Source organism: Kutzneria sp. CA-103260 (assembly GCF_018263855.1).
GTDB lineage: Bacteria > Actinomycetota > Actinomycetes > Mycobacteriales > Pseudonocardiaceae > Kutzneria.
In genome coordinates, this window is record NZ_CP073318.1 from 7262634 (window position 1) to 7280721 (window position 18088).

Here is an 18088-nt window from a genome sequence, read left to right on the forward strand (position 1 = left end):
CGTTCGGCCGGGAGTCGCCCGTCCGGACCAAGCTAGGGCCCCACCGCTGGGACCGGTCCCCATTGGCGGCTAACGGTCACGCAGGCCGAGCTCGTCGAGGTGGCGGCGGGCGTGGTCGGCGTCCTCGGTGTGGCCGAGCTGCCGGCACAGCATGACGGTCTCCTCCCAGGCGGCGCGGGCGGCGTCGTGCTGGCCGAGGGCGACCTGGGCGTGGCCGAGGCGGTGCAGGGTCTTGGCGTACGCGTAGATGTGGCCGATGGGGCGCACCAGGGCGAGGGCCCGGCGATAGTGCTGGACGGCGTGGCGGTTCTGGCCGTTGTGGTGGGCGATGTAGCCGAGGTCGAGTTCGATGTCCAAGGCGACAACGGGGTTGTCGTGGTAGTCGAGCAGCAGCGTCTCCTGGTAGTGCCGGTGGGCGGCGTCGAGCTCGCCGAGGCGGGCCAGGCAGTAGCCGACCTGCACGTGCCCGCTGGCTTCCCAGACGTCCAACCCGGTGCCGCGCACCAGGTCCAGGGCCAGGGTGGCGTGCTCCAGGGCCCGCCGGTAGTCGCCGTGACGGGCCCACGCGGCCGACAGCTCGTAGTGGGTAAAGCCGGCTTCACCCCCTTGCGCCAGAGCTTGGTCCAGCCGGGCGATGGCCTCGTCGTGCTGGCCCATGACGCTGTGCGCGACGCCGAGACGCCGCAGGGTGCGGAGCCGGATCTCGGGGTCGGGCAGCTGATCAACGGCGCGGTGCGCGGCCAGCCACAGCGCCAGTGATTCACGCTCGAACGGCCGCCGGGTGTGGAACGGGGCCAGGGTCCAGGCCACCTGCCACGTGGTTTCGGCCCAGCCGTGGGCGACCGCGGTTTCCTGCGCGGCCAGGAGGTTGGCGTGTTCGGCGTCGAACCAGGCCAGCGCGGCCGTGTAGTCGGCCAGCGCAATCGTGTGGGTGCCGGGTGACGGCGGGCCGGGCGGGACGACGGGTCGGTGCGGCGCAAGCAAACGGTCGGCGGCATGGGCGGTGTGAACGTAGAAGTCGAGGACACGGCGCAGCGAAGCTTCCCGATCGGCTTCGGCGATGTGGTTGTGCACGGTGTCGACCGCGTAGCGGCGGATGATGTCGTGCATCGCGTACCGGTCGCCGGGCTGGCGCCGGATGAGCGAGGCGTCTTCCATTTCCCGCAACGCCTTTCGGGTCTGTGGCAGGGACATCGCGACCAGGCTGGCGGCGGCCGGCAGGCTGATGTCGCCGCCCGGCGCGACACCCAGACGCCCGAACACAACGCGCTGCTCGACGCTCAGCGCCCGTACCGACCAGGACACCACCGCCGGCAGGCTGGCGGCGTCGTCACCGTCGTCGAATGCGTCCAAACCGGACTCACGCAGCTCGGTGGCGAACTCCGCCAGCGGAATGTCGGGACGGGCGTGCGCGCGGCCGGCGACAATGGCCAGCGCCAACGGATACCGCCCACACAGCTCGACCAGCTCGGCCACGGCCTCGGGTTCGGCGGCCAGGCGTTTGTCCCCGAGACGTTCCGCCAGCGCCTCGTGGGTCTCGTCCTCGCCGAAGACGCTGAGCGACAGATGGTTGACGGAATGCCGGTGCAGCAACGAAGTGAGGATCCGACGACTGGTCACCAGCACGGCGCAGGTGGCGGAGCCGGGCAGCAGCGGCACGACCTGTTCGGCGGTCGCGGCGTTGTCCAGCACGATCAGCATCCGCTTGTCGGCGAGCTGGCTGCGGTACAGGGCGGTGTAGTCGTCGAGGCTGCCGCCGACCCGGCCGGCGTAGACACCGAGCGCTTCCAGGAAACCCCGCACGACGGCCAGTGGTTCGGCCGGTTCGCTGTCGGGGCTGTAGCCGCGGAGGTCGACGAACAGCTGCCCGTCGGGGAACCGGTCCAGATTGCGGTGGGCCCAGCGCAGCGCCAGCCAGGTCTTGCCGATCCCGCCCGGACCGGCGATCGCCGTGATCACGGCGGTCGAGCCGTCGATGGCCGACAGTTCGAGATCACGCCCCGTGAACAGGCCCGGCGCGGCCGGCAGCTGGCGCGGCACAGCCGGCCCGGACGGTGTTGGCGAGATGACGCCCAGCTCGGCCAGCAGCTCGTCGGACTCAGCCGGGTCCAGCGACATCGCCGCGGCCAGCTGCCGCAACGACGCGAGCTGAGGATTGCGCTGCTTCCCGCTCTCCAGTCCCCGGATCGTCCGCACCGACAGCCCGGACCGGTCGGCCACCTCTTCCTGGGTGAGCCCCGCTCGCAACCGGAACCGCCGAATGGGCGAATCCCGCCTGTCCTCCGACACGGATCCCCCCTGCTCCGACCGGCAGCACATTGCCGGTCGCGTTGCCTGGCCCGGCCGCGGGCCTGCCTCCACGATAGGAGTCGAGCCGACCACGTCCGGCCCGTTCGGGCAAGCCTTGTGCCGGCGAGAACACTCTGGTCAAAGGAGCAGCGGCATGGAGAAGAGGGCAGCCCTGTCGTTCGGCAGGGTCGCGTGACCACCACCGTCGGATCGGCGCCGGCCGCGGGTGAGCACCACCCCCGGCCGCTTTCGGCAAGTTGGGGTGCGGATGCGGGTGTGAGCGTGGAGAGGTGAGGGGTGGCGGGCCGCGGTTGCGCGGTTCAGGTGGGTGGTTGGGGTGGGTGGCGCGGCGTCGGTTGAGTGGGTGGGCGCGTTTACAGAGGGCTTTGGACAGGAAGGGGGATGGGGCTTGGTTTGACTTGGCGGGTAACGGGTTGCTGGAAAGCGCTTTCCTAAAGGGAGGCTGAAGCGTCACGCTTTTGGGTATTCGTTGGAGGGTAAGGGAAATCGATCTTCTGTGGGCGGTAGAATGGGGGTATGACAGCGATCCTCGATGTGCCGGCCGACGCCGAGTGGTGGCGGCTGGATGAGGGGGCGCTGTGGGAGGCCGGGGAGCAGATCGAGGCTCGTCGTCGAGCGGATTACGTGCGACTGGTCGATGTGGTAGCCGAGTTGTGGGGTCGTAGTGCCCGGTCGAAGGATGACCTGTCGGCGATCGTTGCTGGTCTGATGGCGAAGTGGCGGGTGACCCGGAGCGAGGCGAAGGATCTGGTCCGGCACGCGGAGTTGTTCCAGCGTGCGGGGATTCGCCGGGCGGCGCACGAGGGGGTGCTGAGCAAACAGCACCTGACCGTGATCGACAAGACGCTGGCGGAAGCGCCCGAGGGTGATCGGGACCGGGTCGAGGCCGAGTTGGTGGAGAAGGCCGCCGGGTTTGACGGGGCGACGCTGCGGACGATGGGGCAACGGATCCTGCAACTGCTTGACCAGGACGGGAAAGCGCCTGATGACCGGGAGCTGGCGGAGCCGAAACGGGAATTGCACCTGGCCAGCCGGAAGGACGGGTCGGTGGTGTTTCGCGGCAAGGTCGACCCGGAGACGGGGGCCACGTGGGCGGCGTTGATCGACCCGTTGGCCAAGCCGACCTCGGCCGGCGACACCCGGACCACGGCGGAGCGGCAGGGTGACGCGTTGGCGGAGATCATCGAGATGGCCTCAGCGAGCGAGGACCTGCCGGCGGCGGGTGGGGAACGGCCGCATCTGGCGCTGACCATGTCCCTCAAGGACTTTCAGGAGCAGCGCGGCACCGGCGACGTCGAGGGCATGGGGCCGATGGACGCGGCCTCGGTACGGAGGATCGGCTGTGACAGCAAGGTGATGCGGGTGGTGCTGGGGGCGAAGTCGGAGCCGCTGGACATCGGCCGGGCGAGCCGGACGATACCGAACCAGATACGGCGGGCGCTGATCATCCGGGACAAAGGGTGCGCGTTTCCGGGGTGTCTGAGGAGACCCCGGCAATGTCACGCGCATCATGCGGTGCACTGGGCCCAGGGTGGGCCGACGAGTCTGGACAATCTGGTTCTGGTGTGCGGAATGCATCACAGGCTGATGCACCACAGCAGATGGACCGTGCAGGTGGTTGAGGGGCGGCCGCAGTTCACCGCCCCAGGCCAAGCAAACCCGGCAACTGAATAGCCGTGCTCACGGGCGATGCTGCGCCACGGCGTCCGCCGCCGCCTGGTCGCCCTGGTCGCGGAGGCCGGTGATCACGCCGTCGATGTCGGCGGGCGGGCGGTTCTGGCTGAGCTTGAACTTGGCCTCGATGCGCTTGATGGAGAGCTCGACGCCGACGATGGCGCGGAGCTGGCCGGCGACGAACGTCGGAGGGGCGTCGTCGACCGACCAGGGGTGGGGGCGGGTGCGCTCGTGATGGTCGGTGAGGTCGCGGACGACGGTGGCGACCCAGGACGGGTCGTCGTGCACGGTGAGGGTGGCGTGGACATGGGCAGTGACGTAGTTCCAGGTGGGAACGACGCGGCCATGCTCGGACTTGGAGGCGTACCAGGAAGGCGTGATGTACGAGTCGGGGCCACGGGCGATCACCAGGGCGTCGCCGAGGACCTCCTGGCGCCAATGGTCGTTGTTGCGGGCCAGATGCCCACGCAGGGTGCCGCGCTCACGGTCGTAGACGAACGGCAGCACGGTGGCGACGAGGCCGTCGGGGGTGGCGGTGACCAGGTCGGCGGCACCGTGATTGGTCAGCAGCTCATGGACCGCGTCGTCGTCGGGGGCGAAGTGGGCGGGCACGTACATCGGTCAATCCTCACACGAGAGGTGGGCCAAATTGTCTGGCCCGGGCGCTGCACAGAATCAGGGCAGCACGATGTCGATGATCCGAGTGATGTCCGCCTCGCTCGGGGCCGCGCCGGTCAGCAGGAACGAGTGCATGATCATCGCCGGGCCGATGTGCGGGGCCAGCGGCGACAGCGCCCCGGGCGCGACATCGCCGGTCTGCTCGGCGTGGGCCAGGATGGACTCGATCACCTGGAGCCGGGGGCGGACGATCGCCTCCACGAAGGTGTCCCGCAGCGCCGAGTCGCCGAGCAGCCCGGTGATCACAGCCAGGCCGGGGAACGACGTCTCGCCGGCGAAGACGCCGCACAGCTTCCCGAAGACCACCCGCAGGTTGTCGCGAGGCGGCATCGCCGGGTCGAAGCCCGGCAGCGGCGGCATCGAGTGCCGCACGGCGTCGAGCACCAAGGCTTGCCGGCTCGACCACCGTCGGTACACGGCGGCCTTGCCGGTGCGGGCCCGGGCGGCGACGCCCTCCATGGTCAGCCGGCCGTAGCCGACCTCGACCAGTTCCGCCAGGGCCGCCTCGTAGAGGGCGTGTTCCAGTTCCGGGCCGCGACGGCGGGAGCGGACGTGACCAGGGCTCACCACCCGATAGTAGACGTTGACGTCCACTAACCACAGGACTACTCTCCGTCATAGTGAACGTCAACGTCTACTAACTGGGGTGAGTCTCGGTGACCGAGCAGGAGCTGTTGGACTTCGACGCGCTCTACCAGGGCAAGTCCGTGCGTATGGGCGAGGACGGCCCGACGCTGGAGGGCGTTCCGTGGCAGCTGGACGGCCCGCAGCCGCTGGTCATCGAGCTGGCCAAGGCCGGTGAGTTCACCGGCCCGGTGCTGGAGATCGGTTGCGGCCTCGGCGACAACGCCCTGTTCCTGGCCGAGCAGGGCCTCAAGGTCACCGCGGTCGACGCGTCGCCGACGGCCATCGAGCGGAACCAGGCCAAGGCCGCGGCGCGCGGGGCGGACGTCACCTTCGCCGTGGCCGACGCGACCGTGCTGGACGGCGTGGGCGACGGCTTCGCCAGCGCGCTGGACTCCGCGCTGATGCACTGCCTGAGCGGCGACCAGCGGCGGGCTTACCTGGCCGCGCTGCACGACCGCTGCCGGCCCGGCGCCCGCCTGCACATCCTGTGCTTCCCGGAGACCGTCGGCGCCTTCTTCCCGCTGGCCGCCGACACCGACGAGGCCAGCCTGCGCCGCGACCTCGGCGAGCACTGGCGGGTCGAGCGCATGGAGATTCGCCGCTACACCACGAACTTCACCCGCGACCGGTGGCTGGCCCTGGTTCCGGACGCGGCCGTCGAGTTCGACGACAACGGCCACGTGCTGCTGCCGATCTGGCAGATCACCGCGGTCAACGCCTGAGGTCCGCGGACCGCCGTCGCCCGCTCAGGCCGTGGGGCCGAGCAGGGCGATGGCGGCCCGGACGGCCGGCTCGGTGATGTCGGTGACCTGGCGGCCGTCCTCGACCGTGCTGGCGATCAGCTCCCGCAGGCCGCCGAGCAGCACGATCGTCAGCTCGCGGTCGGCCGGATCGATGCCGACGGCGCGTTCGGTGAGGACCCGCACCATCCGCACGAACCGCTCCATCAGATCCCGCTGGAGGTCCCAGCCGACCAGGCCGAGGGACGGGATGTCACGAATCCAGCTGCGGGTGACCGCCCGCTGGGCGTCGGCGCAGGCCAGCCAGGTCTCGACGGCCTGCCGGACCTGGGTCGGCCAGGGCGCGGTCGAGTCCACCGCGGCCGAGATGGTCCGGATCATCTCGTCGTTGGCCTCGGTGATCAGGGCCACGAAGCAGGTTTCCTTGCTGGCGAAGTGCTCGTAGAAGGTGCGGCGGGAGGTCTTGGCCCCACGCACGATGTCGGCGACCGTGGTGTCCTGGTAGCCGCGCGCCCCGATCGACACCGCGAGCCCGTCCAGCAGGCGCTGCCGGAAGTCCGCCGGGGCCTCCGCCTGGGTGGTCGTCACCGTCGCCACGCTATACGCCTCCCTTGAACTCCGGTGGTACACCAGCGTACCGTGAGCGCGGTACGCAGGCGTACCACTTTGGAGGCCCGGTCCCGTGACGACTCTGCTCCCGCCCGGCCCGTCCACTCCCCGTCTGGTGCAGGCGGTCTCCGCGCTGACCCGGCCGCAGCGCGGCATGCGCCAGGCCCGCGACCGCTACGGCGACGCGTTCACCATCAACTCCCCGGTCTTCGGCCGGGCGCTGGTGATCAGCGACGCCGCCGAGATCAAGCAGCTGTTCCAGGCGGGCGCCGAGGTCGCCGACAACCTGGAGCCCAACCTGGGCCGGGTGCTCGGGCCGGGATCGCTGTTCGCGCTGTCCGGCGACGAGCACCGCAAGCAGCGCAAGCTGCTGGTGCCGCCGTTCCACGGCCGTCGCCTCGCGGCGTACGAGCGGATCATGACGGACGAGACCGTCCGCGAGTTCGCCTCGTGGCCGGACGGTCAGGAGTTCGCCACCATGCCGGCGATGATGCGGATCACCATCAACATCATCCTGCGGGCGGTGTTCGGGGCCGACGGCGAGGAGTTCGACCACCTGCGGGATCTGTTGCCGCGCTGGGTGAAGCTCGGCTCGCTGCTGGCGGTGCTGCCGGTGCCCACGGCCGACTGGGGCCGCTGGAGCCCGTGGGGCCGGTTCAACCTGATGCGCCGCGAGTACAACGAGATCGTGGCGCGCCTGATCACCAAGGCGGAGCGGGCCGGCGACCTCGACGAGCGGGAGGACATCCTGGCGCTGATGCTCCAGGCCCGCTACGACGACGGCACGCGGATGAGCCACAGCGACATCGCCGACCAGCTGCTCACCCTGCTCACCGCCGGCCACGAGACCACGGCGACCACGCTGGCCTGGGCGGTCGAACGCCTGCGCCGCCACCCGGACGTGTTGCGGGCCTTGACCGAGGAGGCCCGTGACGGCGGAAAGACGTTGCGGGAGGCCACGATCCTGGAGGTCCAGCGGGTCCGGCCGGTGATCGACATGGTCGGCCGGAAGATCCGGGCCGACGGCTACCGCCTCGGCCGGTGGACGCTGCCCCGGGGCATCGTGGTGCTGGTCAGCATCGCCCTCATCCACGACGACGGCAAACTGTTCCCGAATCCGCGGCGGTTCGACCCGCAGCGGTTCGTGACCGCCAAACCCGATCTCTACCAGTGGATCCCGTTCGGCGGCGGGACCAGGCGCTGTGTGGGCGCGGCGTTCGCGACCATGGAGCTGAACGTGGTGCTGCGGACCCTGCTGCGCGATTTCGACCTGGCCCCCACGGCCGAGCCGGACGAGGCCTGGCACAACCGGGGCATCGCCAACGCGCCGGCCAAGGGCGGCCTCGCCGTCGTCCACCGACGCGCCTGAAAGGACAGCCATGCCTCGAAAGCTCCCCAAGCTGACCGGCCGCCCAGTGATGATCACCGGCGCCGCGTCCGGCATCGGCCGTGGCCTCGCGCTGCGACTCAACCGGCTCGGCTCGCCGGTGGCCATCGCCGACGTGGACGAGACCGGGCTCAAGCAGACCGCCGCGGCCCTGCGCGGACGGGTGCTCACCCGCGTGCTCGACGTCCGGGATGCCGCCGAGCAGAGGAAGTTCGCCGACGAGGTGCGGGACTGGCTGCCCGGCCCGCTGGCCGCGGTGTTCAACAACGCCGGCGTCGCGCTGTCGGCCACCGTGCTGGACGGCGACCCCGGCGACGAGCAGTGGCTGCACGACATCAACTTCCACGGCGTTGTCAACGGCACCAAGGCTTTCCTGCCGATCCTGGTCGAGCAGGACCAGGGCGTGATCGTGAACACGTCCAGCGTGTTCGGGCTGGCCGGCATCCCGTACCAGAGCGCCTACTGCGCCACCAAGTTCGCGGTGCGCGGCTTCACCGACTCGCTGCGCCACGAGCTGCGCGGCACCGGCGTCAGCGCGGTCGCGGTGCACCCCGGCGGCATCAAGACGAACATCGTCCGCAATGGACGGATGCGCCAGGATCCCGAGGGCCGCAGCGAGGAGGAGATGGTGAAGTCCTTCGACGCCATCGCCATGACCACGCCGGACAAGGCAGCGCGGATCATCCACCAGGGCGTCGAGGCCGGCAGGGCACGTATCCTCGTCGGGCCGGACGCGTACGTGTTCGACGCCCTCGTCCGCATCGCCCCCACCCACTACTACGACGTGCTCAGCCGCATCGCCGACCGCCTCGGGAGCCAACGTGGCCAGTGACCATCTCGACGTGGTGATCGTCGGCGCCGGGTTGTCCGGCGTCGGCGCCGCCCACCACATCCGGTCCGCCTTCCCCCACCGCACGTACACGATCCTGGAAGCCCGGGAGGCGATGGGCGGCACCTGGGACCTGTTCCGCTACCCGGGCGTGCGTTCGGACTCGGACATGCAGACCCTCGGCTACCGGTTCCGGCCGTGGACGGAGGCCAAGTCGCTGGCCGACGGGCCGTCGATCCTGCGCTACATCAAGGACACCGCCGCCGAGGCCGGCATCGACCGGAACATCCGCTACGGCCACCGGGTCGTCGCCGCGAGTTGGTCCACGGAGGACTCGCTGTGGACGGTCAACGCCGAGCACAACGGCAAGCCGGTGCGGCTGACCGCGAAGTTCCTGTACGTGTGCACCGGCTACTACCACTACGACGGCGGCTACTCCCCGACGTTCCCCGGCATCGACCGGTTCGACGGCACGGTGATCCACCCGCAGCAGTGGCCCGAGGACCTGGACTACGCCGACAAGAACGTGGTAGTCATCGGCAGCGGCGCCACCGCGGTCACGCTCGTGCCGGCCATGACCGACAAGGCCAAGCACGTGACCATGCTGCAGCGCTCCCCCACGTACATCATCTCCCGGCCCGGCGTCGACCAGGTCGCCGACCGGCTGCGACGCCTGCTCGGCGACCGTATGGGGTACGCGGCGGCAAGATGGAAGAACGTCGCGGTCGCCACCCTGCTGTACCAGCTCAGCCAGCGCCGCCCGGGGCTGGTGCGGCGGATCATCCGGGACGCGACGGTCAAGCTGCTGCCGGCCGGTTACGACGTCGACAAGCACTTCCGGCCGCGCTACAACCCGTGGGACCAGCGGCTGTGCCTGGTGCCCGACGGCGACCTGTTCCGGGCCATCCGGCACGGCAAGGCCTCCGTGGCCACCGACGAGATCGCCGAGTTCACCGAGTCGGGCATCCGGCTGCGGTCCGGCGACGAGCTGCCGGCCGACATCGTCGTCACCGCCACCGGGCTGCGGCTGCTGGCCTTCGGCGGCATCCGGCTGACCGTGGACGACCGGGAGATCAAGCTGCCGGAGACCATGGCCTACAGGGGTCTGATGCTCAGCGGCCTGCCGAACCTGGTGTTCACCGTCGGCTACACCAACGCGTCCTGGACGCTCAAGGCCGACCTGGTCAGCGAGTTCACCGTCCGCGTGCTGCGGCACATGGACGCCAACGGCTTCCGGCGGGTGGTGCCGGTCAACGACGGCCCCAAGGTCGCCGAGCGGCCGCTGCTGGACTTCCAGGCCGGCTACGTCCAGCGCTCCGTGCACGAGTTTCCCCGGGCCGGGTCGCGAAAGCCGTGGCAGCTGGGCATGAGCTACCTCAATGACGCGGTGCTGCTGCGGCACGGCCGGATCGACGACGGCACCCTGCGGTTCGGCTGAAACCCGCTGGCGCCCGCATGGGGCCCTGGACCACAGTGACCCCATGCGGGATCCCCTCGCCGGTTATGTGCGCGGGCCGGCGGCTGCCACCGAGGCGACCGCCGTCGCCCTGACACGGGCCTCGCAGGCCCGGATTGTCGTGCTGGTCGAGGGAATCAGCGACCAGATCGCCGTCGAGACCCTCGCTCCCCGCCTCGGTCTCGACCTGGCCGCCGCCGACATCGCTGTGCTGCCCACCGGCGGCGCCCACGGCATCGGCCGCTATCTCCGGCGCTTCCCCACCGCGCGCCTGGCCGTTCTCTGCGATGCCGGCGAGGCCCACCTCGTCGAGCACGGCTTGGCCCAGCTCGGGGTCTTCATCTGCGACCACGACCTGGAGGACGAGCTCATCCGCGCCGCCGGCACTGACCTCGTCCAGGAAGTCCTTGCCGCCCACGGTGATCTCGCCGCGTTCCGCATCATCCAGCGCCAACCCGCTTGGCGGGGCAAACCCGAACCCGCGCAGCTGCGCCGCTTCCTGGCCGCCGGCTCTCAGCGCAAGCTCCGCTACGCCCGCCTGCTCACCGAGGCCATCCCGCTCGACCGCATGCCCCGGCCGCTGGCCGCCCTGCTCGACCGGGTGTCCACTAAGGACTGATCCACACCGGAAGGTTGTACAGGCCACGGGTGATCGGGCTGGGCCACCAGCGCAGGGTGGCCGGATCCTCGGCCAGTTCCAGGCCGGGACAGCGGTGCAGCATGGTCCCGATGGCGATCTCGCCCTGGAGCCGGGCCAGCGCGGCCCCCAGGCAGATGTGCGGGCCGACACCGAAGGCGATGTGGCGCTCCTCGCGGCCCAGCCGGAACTGGGTGGGGTGCTCGAACCGTTCGGGATCGCGGTTGGCGGCGAGCACCGAGACCAGAACGGGGTCGCCGGGGTTGATCCGCTGGCCGCCGATCTCGACCTGCTCGGTGGGAAAACGCCAGGTGGCGTTCTGCAGCGGGCTGTGTAGGCGGAGGGTTTCCTCGACGACCTCCTCCAGCACAGCCGGATCGGTACGGGCTCGATCGGCGTGCTCGGGATGGGTGAGCAGGGCCAGGGCTGCGCTGCCGATGAGACCGACGGTCGTCTCGTGGCCGCCGATGAGGATCAGGAACGCCGTGGAGGTGACCTCGTCGGCGGTGAGCTCGCCCCGCTCCTGCTGGGCGATGAGGTCGCTGACCAGGTCCGGCCCCGGCTCCCGCCGCTTGCGCTCGACCAGGGCGGCGACCAGGCCGTCGAGGGCGTCGGTGGCCGCACGGACGTTGTCGCCTTCGGTGTCGTCGCTGCTGTCGATCACCAGGGCCCAGCGGTGCAGCTCCTCGCGGTCGGATTCCGGCACGCCGAGCAGGTCGCAGATGACGGCCATCGGCAGCGGGTAGGCCAGCTCGGTCACCAGGTCGCCGTGTCCCCGATCGGCGATCCGGTCCAGGAACTCGACGGTCAGCCGCTCGGCGTGCTCGCGCAGCGGGCGGATCCGCCGTGGGGTGAACGCGCCGGTCACGGACTTGCGCAGCCGGGCGTGGTCCGCGCCGTCCCGGTTGATCACGCTGGCGACCAGGCTGGGGCGGTGGTCCAGCGGCAGACCCATCTCCGAGCGCTGCCACCGCTCGTCGGCCAGCGCCGGGTTCTTGGCCAGCGCCGGATGCCGCAGCGCCTCGACGGCGTGGTCGTAGCGGGTGATCAGCCAAGCCCACGCCCCACCGGGGAAGTCGACCCGATGCACCGGGGAATGGACCCGCAGCCAGTCGTAGGCGGGCGAGGGGTCGGCGTCGAACGCTGGGCCGAACAGCAGTGGCGCGGACATGGAGTCCAGAGTGCCAGGCCGGCGGTCATCGCGTGGGTGAAACGGCCAGGGCGCGGCGGGCCGCGGCGGCGAGGTCGGCGGCGGAGTGCACCACGGCGGCGATGTGGCCGTCGGGGCGGAGCAGCCAGGTTTCCCCTGGTCGGGCCTTGAGGACACCGCCCGGATCGACGTCAGCGACCCGGAGCACCCTGGTCGGGGCGGTGGTGGCGGCCTTGAAGGGAGCGGTGTCGATGTCGTCGGTGGTGAGGGCGAGCAGGCCGTCACGGACCAACTGACGGAGCCGGACCACGTCGGGGCGGCCGGGCACGGCCACCGGCATATCGGGTACGAGGACGCCGACGGGCCGGTCGGCGACCGGGGTGGTCAGCGGGGAATCGGCGTAGCAGAACGGTTCCGCGAACCGGCCGCTGTCGACCAGGGCCCGGGCGTCGGCGGTTTCGACGGCCGCATCGAGGATGCGCCGGCGTGCGGCCCGCTCGGCCTCGGTCCGCGGCACGAGAAAACGCATGGTGGCGCTGGTGATCGCCAGATTCTCGCGGGCGGCGGCCAGCCGTTCGGTGTCGTACGAGTCGAGCAGGGTGTCGGGCGCCCAGCCGTGCAGCACAAAAGCCAGCTTCCAGGCGGCGTTCTCGGCGTCGGCGACGCCGGAGTTGAGGCCACGGGCCCCGAACGGCGCGACCAGGTGCGCGCAGTCCCCGGCCAGCAGCACCCGGCCGACCCGCATCCGGTCGACGCACCGGCTGTGGAAGCGGTAGACCGACTGCCACACCAGCTCGTACGGCCGGTCGCCGATGATCTGCCGGATGCGGGTGTCCAGCGCCGCCGGGTCCGGGTCGAACTCGGCCGGCACCTGCCAGTCGATCCGGAAGGTGGAGTCGGGGCAGGGATGGATCAGCACCTGGCGGCCGGGATTCCAGGCCGGGTCGAAATGGAAACGGCGCTCGGTTTCCCAGCCGGGCAGCTCGGCCCGGATGTCGCAGATCAGGAACCGGTCGTCGAAACTCTGCCCGTCGAAGCCGACGCCGAGCAGCCGCCGCACCCGGTCGCCACGGGCCCCGGCGGCGGCGACCGCGTACGACGCCTGAATCTCCGCGCCGCCAAGGCAGGTCAACGTCACCCCGTCGGCCGACTGCTCGACGCCGACAACCTCGTGGCCCCAACGGACATCGATCAGTGGCTGGGCGGCGATCCGCTCGTCCAGCACCCGTTCGGTGTGGGACTGGGAGACGTTGACGAACGCCGGCAACGGGGAGCAGCCGGGGTCGACGAACGACCGGCTGAACAGCTCCCGGTCCCGGTAGAACGTGCGCGCGGTCGTCCACATGAGACCGTCGTCGGCGATCCGGCCGGCCCCGACGGCCGACCAGATGTCCAGGACGTCGCGCTGCTGGCAGATCGCCTTGGAGCCGACCTCGTCGCGAGCCGGCCGGGAATCGAGCAGCACCACCGGAATCCCCCAGCGGGCCAGCAGCAGCGCGGTGGTCTGGCCGACGGGGCCGTTGCCGATGACCGCGACCGGCGCGCTCATCCCTGCAACACGTCCCAGACTTCACGGTCCCGCTCGGCGGTCCAGATCCGCGGCCAGTCGACGCCGTCGAACTCGTCCCACAGGCGCTGCACGTCGAAGGGCAGGCAGTGCTCGAAGATCGGCCACGCCCCGAACTTCGGGGCCAGCGCGGCATGTGTCGCCTCGAAGGCCTCCTTCACGGTGCCGCCGCGGCGGTGCACATCGCCGACCTTCTCCCGCATGACCAGGAGAAACGACCGCGTCTGCTCGATGGCGGCGTCCACCGAGTCACGACCGCGCGTGACGCCGCCGCGACCGCCGATCAACACCTCCGCGCCGAACTCCTTGACCCGGTCCAGAGTTCCGGTCGACCAGTCGGTGTGGAAGGCGTCCCCGGTGTACAGCGCGGCTTCCGCCTCGACCAGGTCGCCGGCGAACAGCACCTTCCGCCGAGGCAACCAGGCCACGATGTCGCCGGCGGTGTGGCCGCGGCCGCAGTACTGGAGCACCAGCTCGCCGCGGTCGCCGCCGAGCTGGATGGTCATCGAGTCGCTGAACGTGACGTCCGGCCAGGTGAGACCGGGCACCGACGCGGGTTCGCGGAACAGGCGCGGCATCCGGGCGAACTCGCTGTCCCAGTCCTGCTGGCCGCGCTCGGCGATCAGCTTGCGGGTGTTGTCGTGGGTGACGATGACGTCGGCGTCGAAGGCGGACGCGCCGAGCACGCGGACCGCGTGGTAGTGCGAGAGCACCAGGTAGCGGACCGGTTTGTCGGTGTGCTCGCGCAGCCGGTCGAGCCAGCCGCGGGCGGCGACCGGGGTGGCGCGGGCCTCGAACGCCACCAGGAAGTCCTCGCCCTCGATCGCGCCGACGTTGGGGTCGCCCTCGGCGGTCAGGGCATAGACGCCGTCGGCGACGACGTCCAGGGTCTCGGTCTTGTCGCCGAGGTCGGCCGAGGAGGCGAACGGCTTGGCCATGGCAGTCCTTCCGATCGGGTCCACCCACTGTGACAGCGGCGACATATATTGGAAAAGGACGGGAATATTCTGAGACACATAAGGGGAACCTATGAGTCGGTTCTCGCTGCGCCAGCTGGAGTACTTCGTGGCCGTCGCCGAGGCCGGCACCCTGAGCGAGGCGGCCGCGCGGCTGCGGGTGTCCCAGCCCGGCCTGTCCCAGTCGCTGACCGACCTGGAGCGGGCGCTGGGCGTGCAGCTGGCGGTGCGCCGCAAGGCCCACGGCATCACGCTCACCCCGTCCGGCGCCCAGGTGCTGCGGCACGCCCGCGACCTGCTGCGCCGGGCCCAGGACCTGGAGAGCGCCGCGTCCGGCGGCGGGGCGTTGAGCGGCGTGCTGTCCCTCGGCTGCTACGTGACGCTCGCGCCGACCGTGCTTCCCCCGCTGCTGCAGGAGTTCTCGGCGCTGCATCCCGATCTCACCGTCGAGTTCACCGAGGACACCCAGGACGTGCTGCAACGGCGGCTGCTGGTCGGCGAACTCGACCTGGCGATCCTGTACGACATGCAGGTGCGGCCGGAGATGACCCGGGTGGTGATCGGCTCGGCCCGGCCGCACATCCTGCTGCCGGCCGACCACCGCCTGGCCGGGCAGCCCGCCGTGTCACTGGTCGATTTGGCCGACGAGCCCATGGTGCTGCTGGACGCGCCGCCCAGCTCGCAGAACACGCTGTCCATCTTCGAACGCTTCGGTGTGAGCCCTGATGTTCGTTACCGGCCAACCACTTTCGAGCTCACCCGGGCGCTGGTCGGCCGGGGCATGGGCTACGCCCTGCTCGTGCAGCGGCCGGTCAACGACCGCACGTACGAGGGAAACCCGGTGGTCGTCAAGGAGATCACCGAGCCCATCGAGCCCTCGCACGTGCTGGTCGCGTGGCCCAAGACGATGCGGCTCAACCGCCGGGCCGAGGCGTTCGTGGAGTTCTGTCTGGGATCATCCACTTAGGACAGCTGGGACCAGAAGTCGCAGTGGTGGTCCCGGCTCAGGTCGGTCCGGGTGGCGCCGACCGGCTGCAGCGACCGGGTGGTGTCGCCGTCAGCGAAGCGGGGCCACGCGGGCAGGCCGGCTCCGTTCGGGTCGCCGGTGCGGGCGAAGTTGGTCCAGTAGCCCACCATCTGCCGGGACAGCTCGGCCTGCTGCTCGGTGAACCGGACCCCCAGGTCGAACAGGTACGACACCTCCGACGAGTGGTAGGCGCCCTGGTCGTAGCCGGCCGGAAAGCCGATGATGTCGGGCGCGGCGCGGTCGGCGAAGGAGAAGCTGTAGACCGGAACCCGCCGCGCCAGCTGGCGGTTCGCGGTCAGCGCCGGGCAGATCCAGGCCCGGTCCGTGGCCAGGGTGTTCCACGCCCGCATCGGCGAGTCGTGCACCGACAGCGGGTACTCCCGCGCCACCACGTCGGCCTGGTCGCCGAAGCTCTTGACCAGGTTGTGCCGGTACGCCGTCGCGTCGAACTTGCCGTTCTCCTGGTACAGCCAACCGAAGAAGCCCTGCTCCTCCCGGGTGTTTCCCTGCATCACCGGGACGTGGTTGAACGCGCCCGTCCGCAGCGCCAGCCGCGGATCCAGCGGCAGCAGCGGCGTGCCGTAGCCCACCTGCTCGAAGTCGCCGTTGGCCTTGACCAGCGTCAGCAGGTCGGCCTCGCGCACGCAGTCGAGGTCGGCGCAGCCCAGCCGGCCGGCCAGTTCCCGGCCCCGGGCCGCGATCGTGTCCTGCGGGACCCAGAACGGCTGCGCCGTCGAATCCGGGTAGTTCAGGTTGGCCGGAAAGTTGGTGTCGCAGGCGCCACTTTCCACGATCGCCCGGTCGATCAGGCCCGTCGTGCCCGGCGAGGCCAGCTGCGCGCAGGTGGACAGCCCGCCGGCCGACTCGCCGAACACCGTGACGTTGTCGGGATCGCCGCCGAAGGCCCGGATGTTGTCGTGCACCCAGCGCAGCCCGGCCTGCTGGTCGGCGAGGCCGAACGTGCCGGAGTCGGGCAATCCCGGATAGCCGAAGAACCCGAGTGCTCCCAACCGGTAGGCGACCGTGACCACGACGACGTCGCCGGCCCGGGAGAGCCGGCGGCCGTCGTAGTAGGTGGCCGCGCCGGAGTAGAAGCCCCCGCCGTGCAGCCACACCATGACCGGCTTCGGCTTGGCGTCGGCCCGCTGTGGCGTGGTGACGTTCAGGTAGAGGCAGTCCTCCGACGAGCCCGGCATCAGCGAGTTCCCGTCCTCGCCCAGCTGCGGGCACGGCGCCGGCCGCTTCGTCGCGTCCCGCACGCCCGACCAGGACGCCGCCGGCCGCGGCGGCCGCCACCGCCGGTCACCGGTCGGCGGGGCCGCGAACGGAATCCCGCTGAACACTCTGGACTGGCCATCGAGGGTTCCTCGCACAAATCCGCTTCCGGTTGGCACGACGTCCCTTGTGGACTGACCCGACGCGGTCGACACCCCGACAAAGCCCAGGGTGGCGGCCAGCACGGCGGTCAGGGAGACAGCGGTGGACCGAATACCTTTTGTGGGCATGGTTTCACGGTACGGCCACCGGCCGGTCGGCCGTATCGCTCGATGGTGGCGAACCGGCGACGACCTTCGCGGACCACCATGCGACTAAAGTTCCACCCCGGCCGCCAACGGACAGGTTCGACCGCACCGCCGGCATGACCACTGTCTCCAGGCCGGCGGTGTGGTTATCCAGGTGAGCTTTATTCGTGTTTGCCGCCGTTCAGGCGAGGGCCGGGTACAGCGCGGTGACGGGCTGCGAGATCGCGGCGCGCACCTTCTTGCTCAGCTCGTCGACGAGCAGTTCGTGCTCGCCCGCCGCCAACGCGTCGAAGACGGCGGCGGCCACGTCGGCCGGCTTGTTCATGCCGGACCGGTCGCTGCCCTCCTGCATCGGCGTGTCGGTCGGACCCGGGTAGACGCCGAGCACCTGGACCCCGTCCGGCGCGAGCTCCAGCCGGAAGGCGTTCGTGGCCATCCACAGTCCCGCCTTGGACACGCTGTGCGCCTTGCCGACGGCGAACCAGCTCAGCACCGAGCCCACGTTGACCAGTGCGCCCTTGGCTTCCCGCAGCGCCGGCGCGAACGCACGGGTGAGGCGGATCGCGCCGATCAGGTTGGTCTCGATGGTGTCCGTGATGTCGTCGAACGGGGCGGTCAGCAGGTCTCCCCGCGGGAAGACGGCGGCGTTGTTGACCAGGATCGTGGTGTCGCCGGCCTGATCGAGGGCCTGCTCGACGGAGGCCGGGTCGGTCACGTCCAGCCGCACCGGCACAACGCGGTCGTCGTCCCAGGCCCTGGGCGCGCGGGCCGCCGCGTAGACCCGGCGGGCGCCTCGCTCCAGCGCGCCGGCGACCAACGCCGTGCCGAGCCCGCCGTTGGCGCCGGTCACGAACACGGTGGCGTTGCTCAGGGTTGTCATCGTCGGTTCCTTCCGTAGCCCGCGGCCACTCGGCATCG

Annotated in this window: 16 protein-coding genes; 7 read left to right on the plus strand and 9 right to left on the minus strand. The window is 70.7% G+C overall.

Annotation, left to right across the window (positions count from 1 at the left end; translation table 11 throughout):
- Window positions 1–69 precede the first annotated feature (69 nt).
- A complete protein-coding gene (locus JJ691_RS31955) occupies window positions 70–2289 on the minus strand; it encodes an ATP-binding protein (RefSeq protein ID WP_211763298.1) in 2220 nt (739 codons plus the stop codon).
- A 537-nt stretch (window positions 2290–2826) separates the two neighbouring features.
- Between JJ691_RS31955 and JJ691_RS31960 the strand changes: the two genes are divergently transcribed.
- Complete coding sequence (locus JJ691_RS31960; RefSeq protein ID WP_211763299.1) at window positions 2827–3984, plus strand: HNH endonuclease signature motif containing protein; 1158 nt, start codon at window positions 2827–2829, stop codon at window positions 3982–3984.
- Between the two features lie 6 nt (window positions 3985–3990).
- Here JJ691_RS31960 and JJ691_RS31965 read toward each other — a convergent pair whose 3' ends face one another.
- Window positions 3991–4602 (minus strand): FMN-binding negative transcriptional regulator, encoded by a 612-nt coding sequence (locus tag JJ691_RS31965; RefSeq protein WP_211763300.1) that lies wholly within the window; start codon window positions 4600–4602, stop codon window positions 3991–3993.
- Between the two features lie 57 nt (window positions 4603–4659).
- On the minus strand, window positions 4660–5229 hold the full coding sequence (locus JJ691_RS31970; RefSeq protein WP_211763301.1) for a TetR/AcrR family transcriptional regulator: 570 nt from the start codon (window positions 5227–5229) through the stop codon (window positions 4660–4662).
- Between the two features lie 89 nt (window positions 5230–5318).
- Between JJ691_RS31970 and JJ691_RS31975 the strand changes: the two genes are divergently transcribed.
- Entirely contained in the window at window positions 5319–6011 is a 693-nt protein-coding gene (locus JJ691_RS31975; RefSeq protein WP_249227149.1) for a class I SAM-dependent methyltransferase, read from the plus strand.
- A 24-nt stretch (window positions 6012–6035) separates the two neighbouring features.
- Here JJ691_RS31975 and JJ691_RS31980 read toward each other — a convergent pair whose 3' ends face one another.
- Window positions 6036–6617 carry a TetR/AcrR family transcriptional regulator gene (locus JJ691_RS31980; protein WP_249227150.1) on the minus strand — a complete coding sequence of 194 codons (582 nt, stop codon included), beginning with the start codon at window positions 6615–6617 and terminating at the stop codon, window positions 6036–6038.
- Window positions 6618–6711: 94 nt separating this feature from the next.
- Here JJ691_RS31980 and JJ691_RS31985 point away from each other — a divergent pair, with 94 nt between their 5' ends.
- The 4 genes from JJ691_RS31985 to JJ691_RS32000 are packed head-to-tail and all read left to right on the plus strand — an operon-like array spanning window position 6712 to window position 10929.
- On the plus strand, window positions 6712–8007 hold the full coding sequence (locus JJ691_RS31985; RefSeq protein WP_211763303.1) for a cytochrome P450: 1296 nt from the start codon (window positions 6712–6714) through the stop codon (window positions 8005–8007).
- Between the two features lie 10 nt (window positions 8008–8017).
- Window positions 8018–8857 carry an SDR family NAD(P)-dependent oxidoreductase gene (locus JJ691_RS31990; RefSeq protein ID WP_211763304.1) on the plus strand — a complete coding sequence of 280 codons (840 nt, stop codon included), beginning with the start codon at window positions 8018–8020 and terminating at the stop codon, window positions 8855–8857.
- Window positions 8847–10292 carry a flavin-containing monooxygenase gene (locus tag JJ691_RS31995; protein ID WP_211763305.1) on the plus strand — a complete coding sequence of 482 codons (1446 nt, stop codon included), beginning with the start codon at window positions 8847–8849 and terminating at the stop codon, window positions 10290–10292. Before JJ691_RS31990 ends, JJ691_RS31995 begins: the two co-directional genes overlap by 11 nt.
- A gap of 43 nt (window positions 10293–10335) precedes the next feature.
- A complete protein-coding gene (locus JJ691_RS32000) occupies window positions 10336–10929 on the plus strand; it encodes a TOPRIM nucleotidyl transferase/hydrolase domain-containing protein (protein WP_211763306.1) in 594 nt (197 codons plus the stop codon).
- On the opposite strand, the gene JJ691_RS32005 is transcribed toward JJ691_RS32000, so the two are convergent.
- The 3 genes from JJ691_RS32005 to JJ691_RS32015 are packed head-to-tail and all read right to left on the minus strand — an operon-like array spanning window position 10919 to window position 14602.
- On the minus strand, window positions 10919–12118 hold the full coding sequence (locus JJ691_RS32005; protein WP_211763307.1) for a cytochrome P450 family protein: 1200 nt from the start codon (window positions 12116–12118) through the stop codon (window positions 10919–10921). The genes JJ691_RS32000 and JJ691_RS32005 overlap by 11 nt on opposite strands.
- Window positions 12119–12143: 25 nt before the next feature.
- Window positions 12144–13646 (minus strand): FAD-dependent monooxygenase, encoded by a 1503-nt coding sequence (locus JJ691_RS32010; RefSeq protein WP_211763308.1) that lies wholly within the window; start codon window positions 13644–13646, stop codon window positions 12144–12146.
- Window positions 13643–14602, minus strand: a complete 960-nt coding sequence (locus JJ691_RS32015; RefSeq protein WP_211763309.1) for an MBL fold metallo-hydrolase — start codon at window positions 14600–14602, stop codon at window positions 13643–13645. The genes JJ691_RS32010 and JJ691_RS32015 overlap by 4 nt, the downstream gene beginning before the upstream one ends.
- 91 nt (window positions 14603–14693) lie before the next feature.
- Between JJ691_RS32015 and JJ691_RS32020 the strand changes: the two genes are divergently transcribed.
- Window positions 14694–15587 carry a LysR substrate-binding domain-containing protein gene (locus JJ691_RS32020; protein WP_211763310.1) on the plus strand — a complete coding sequence of 298 codons (894 nt, stop codon included), beginning with the start codon at window positions 14694–14696 and terminating at the stop codon, window positions 15585–15587.
- On the opposite strand, the gene JJ691_RS32025 is transcribed toward JJ691_RS32020, so the two are convergent.
- Together JJ691_RS32025 and JJ691_RS32030 are read right to left on the minus strand one after the other, a co-directional pair.
- Window positions 15584–17152, minus strand: a complete 1569-nt coding sequence (locus JJ691_RS32025) for a carboxylesterase/lipase family protein (RefSeq protein WP_211763311.1) — start codon at window positions 17150–17152, stop codon at window positions 15584–15586. The two genes, JJ691_RS32020 and JJ691_RS32025, sit on opposite strands and share 4 nt — an antisense overlap.
- Window positions 17153–17351: 199 nt before the next feature.
- A complete protein-coding gene (locus JJ691_RS32030) occupies window positions 17352–18050 on the minus strand; it encodes an SDR family oxidoreductase (protein WP_211763312.1) in 699 nt (232 codons plus the stop codon).
- Window positions 18051–18088 lie beyond the last annotated feature (38 nt).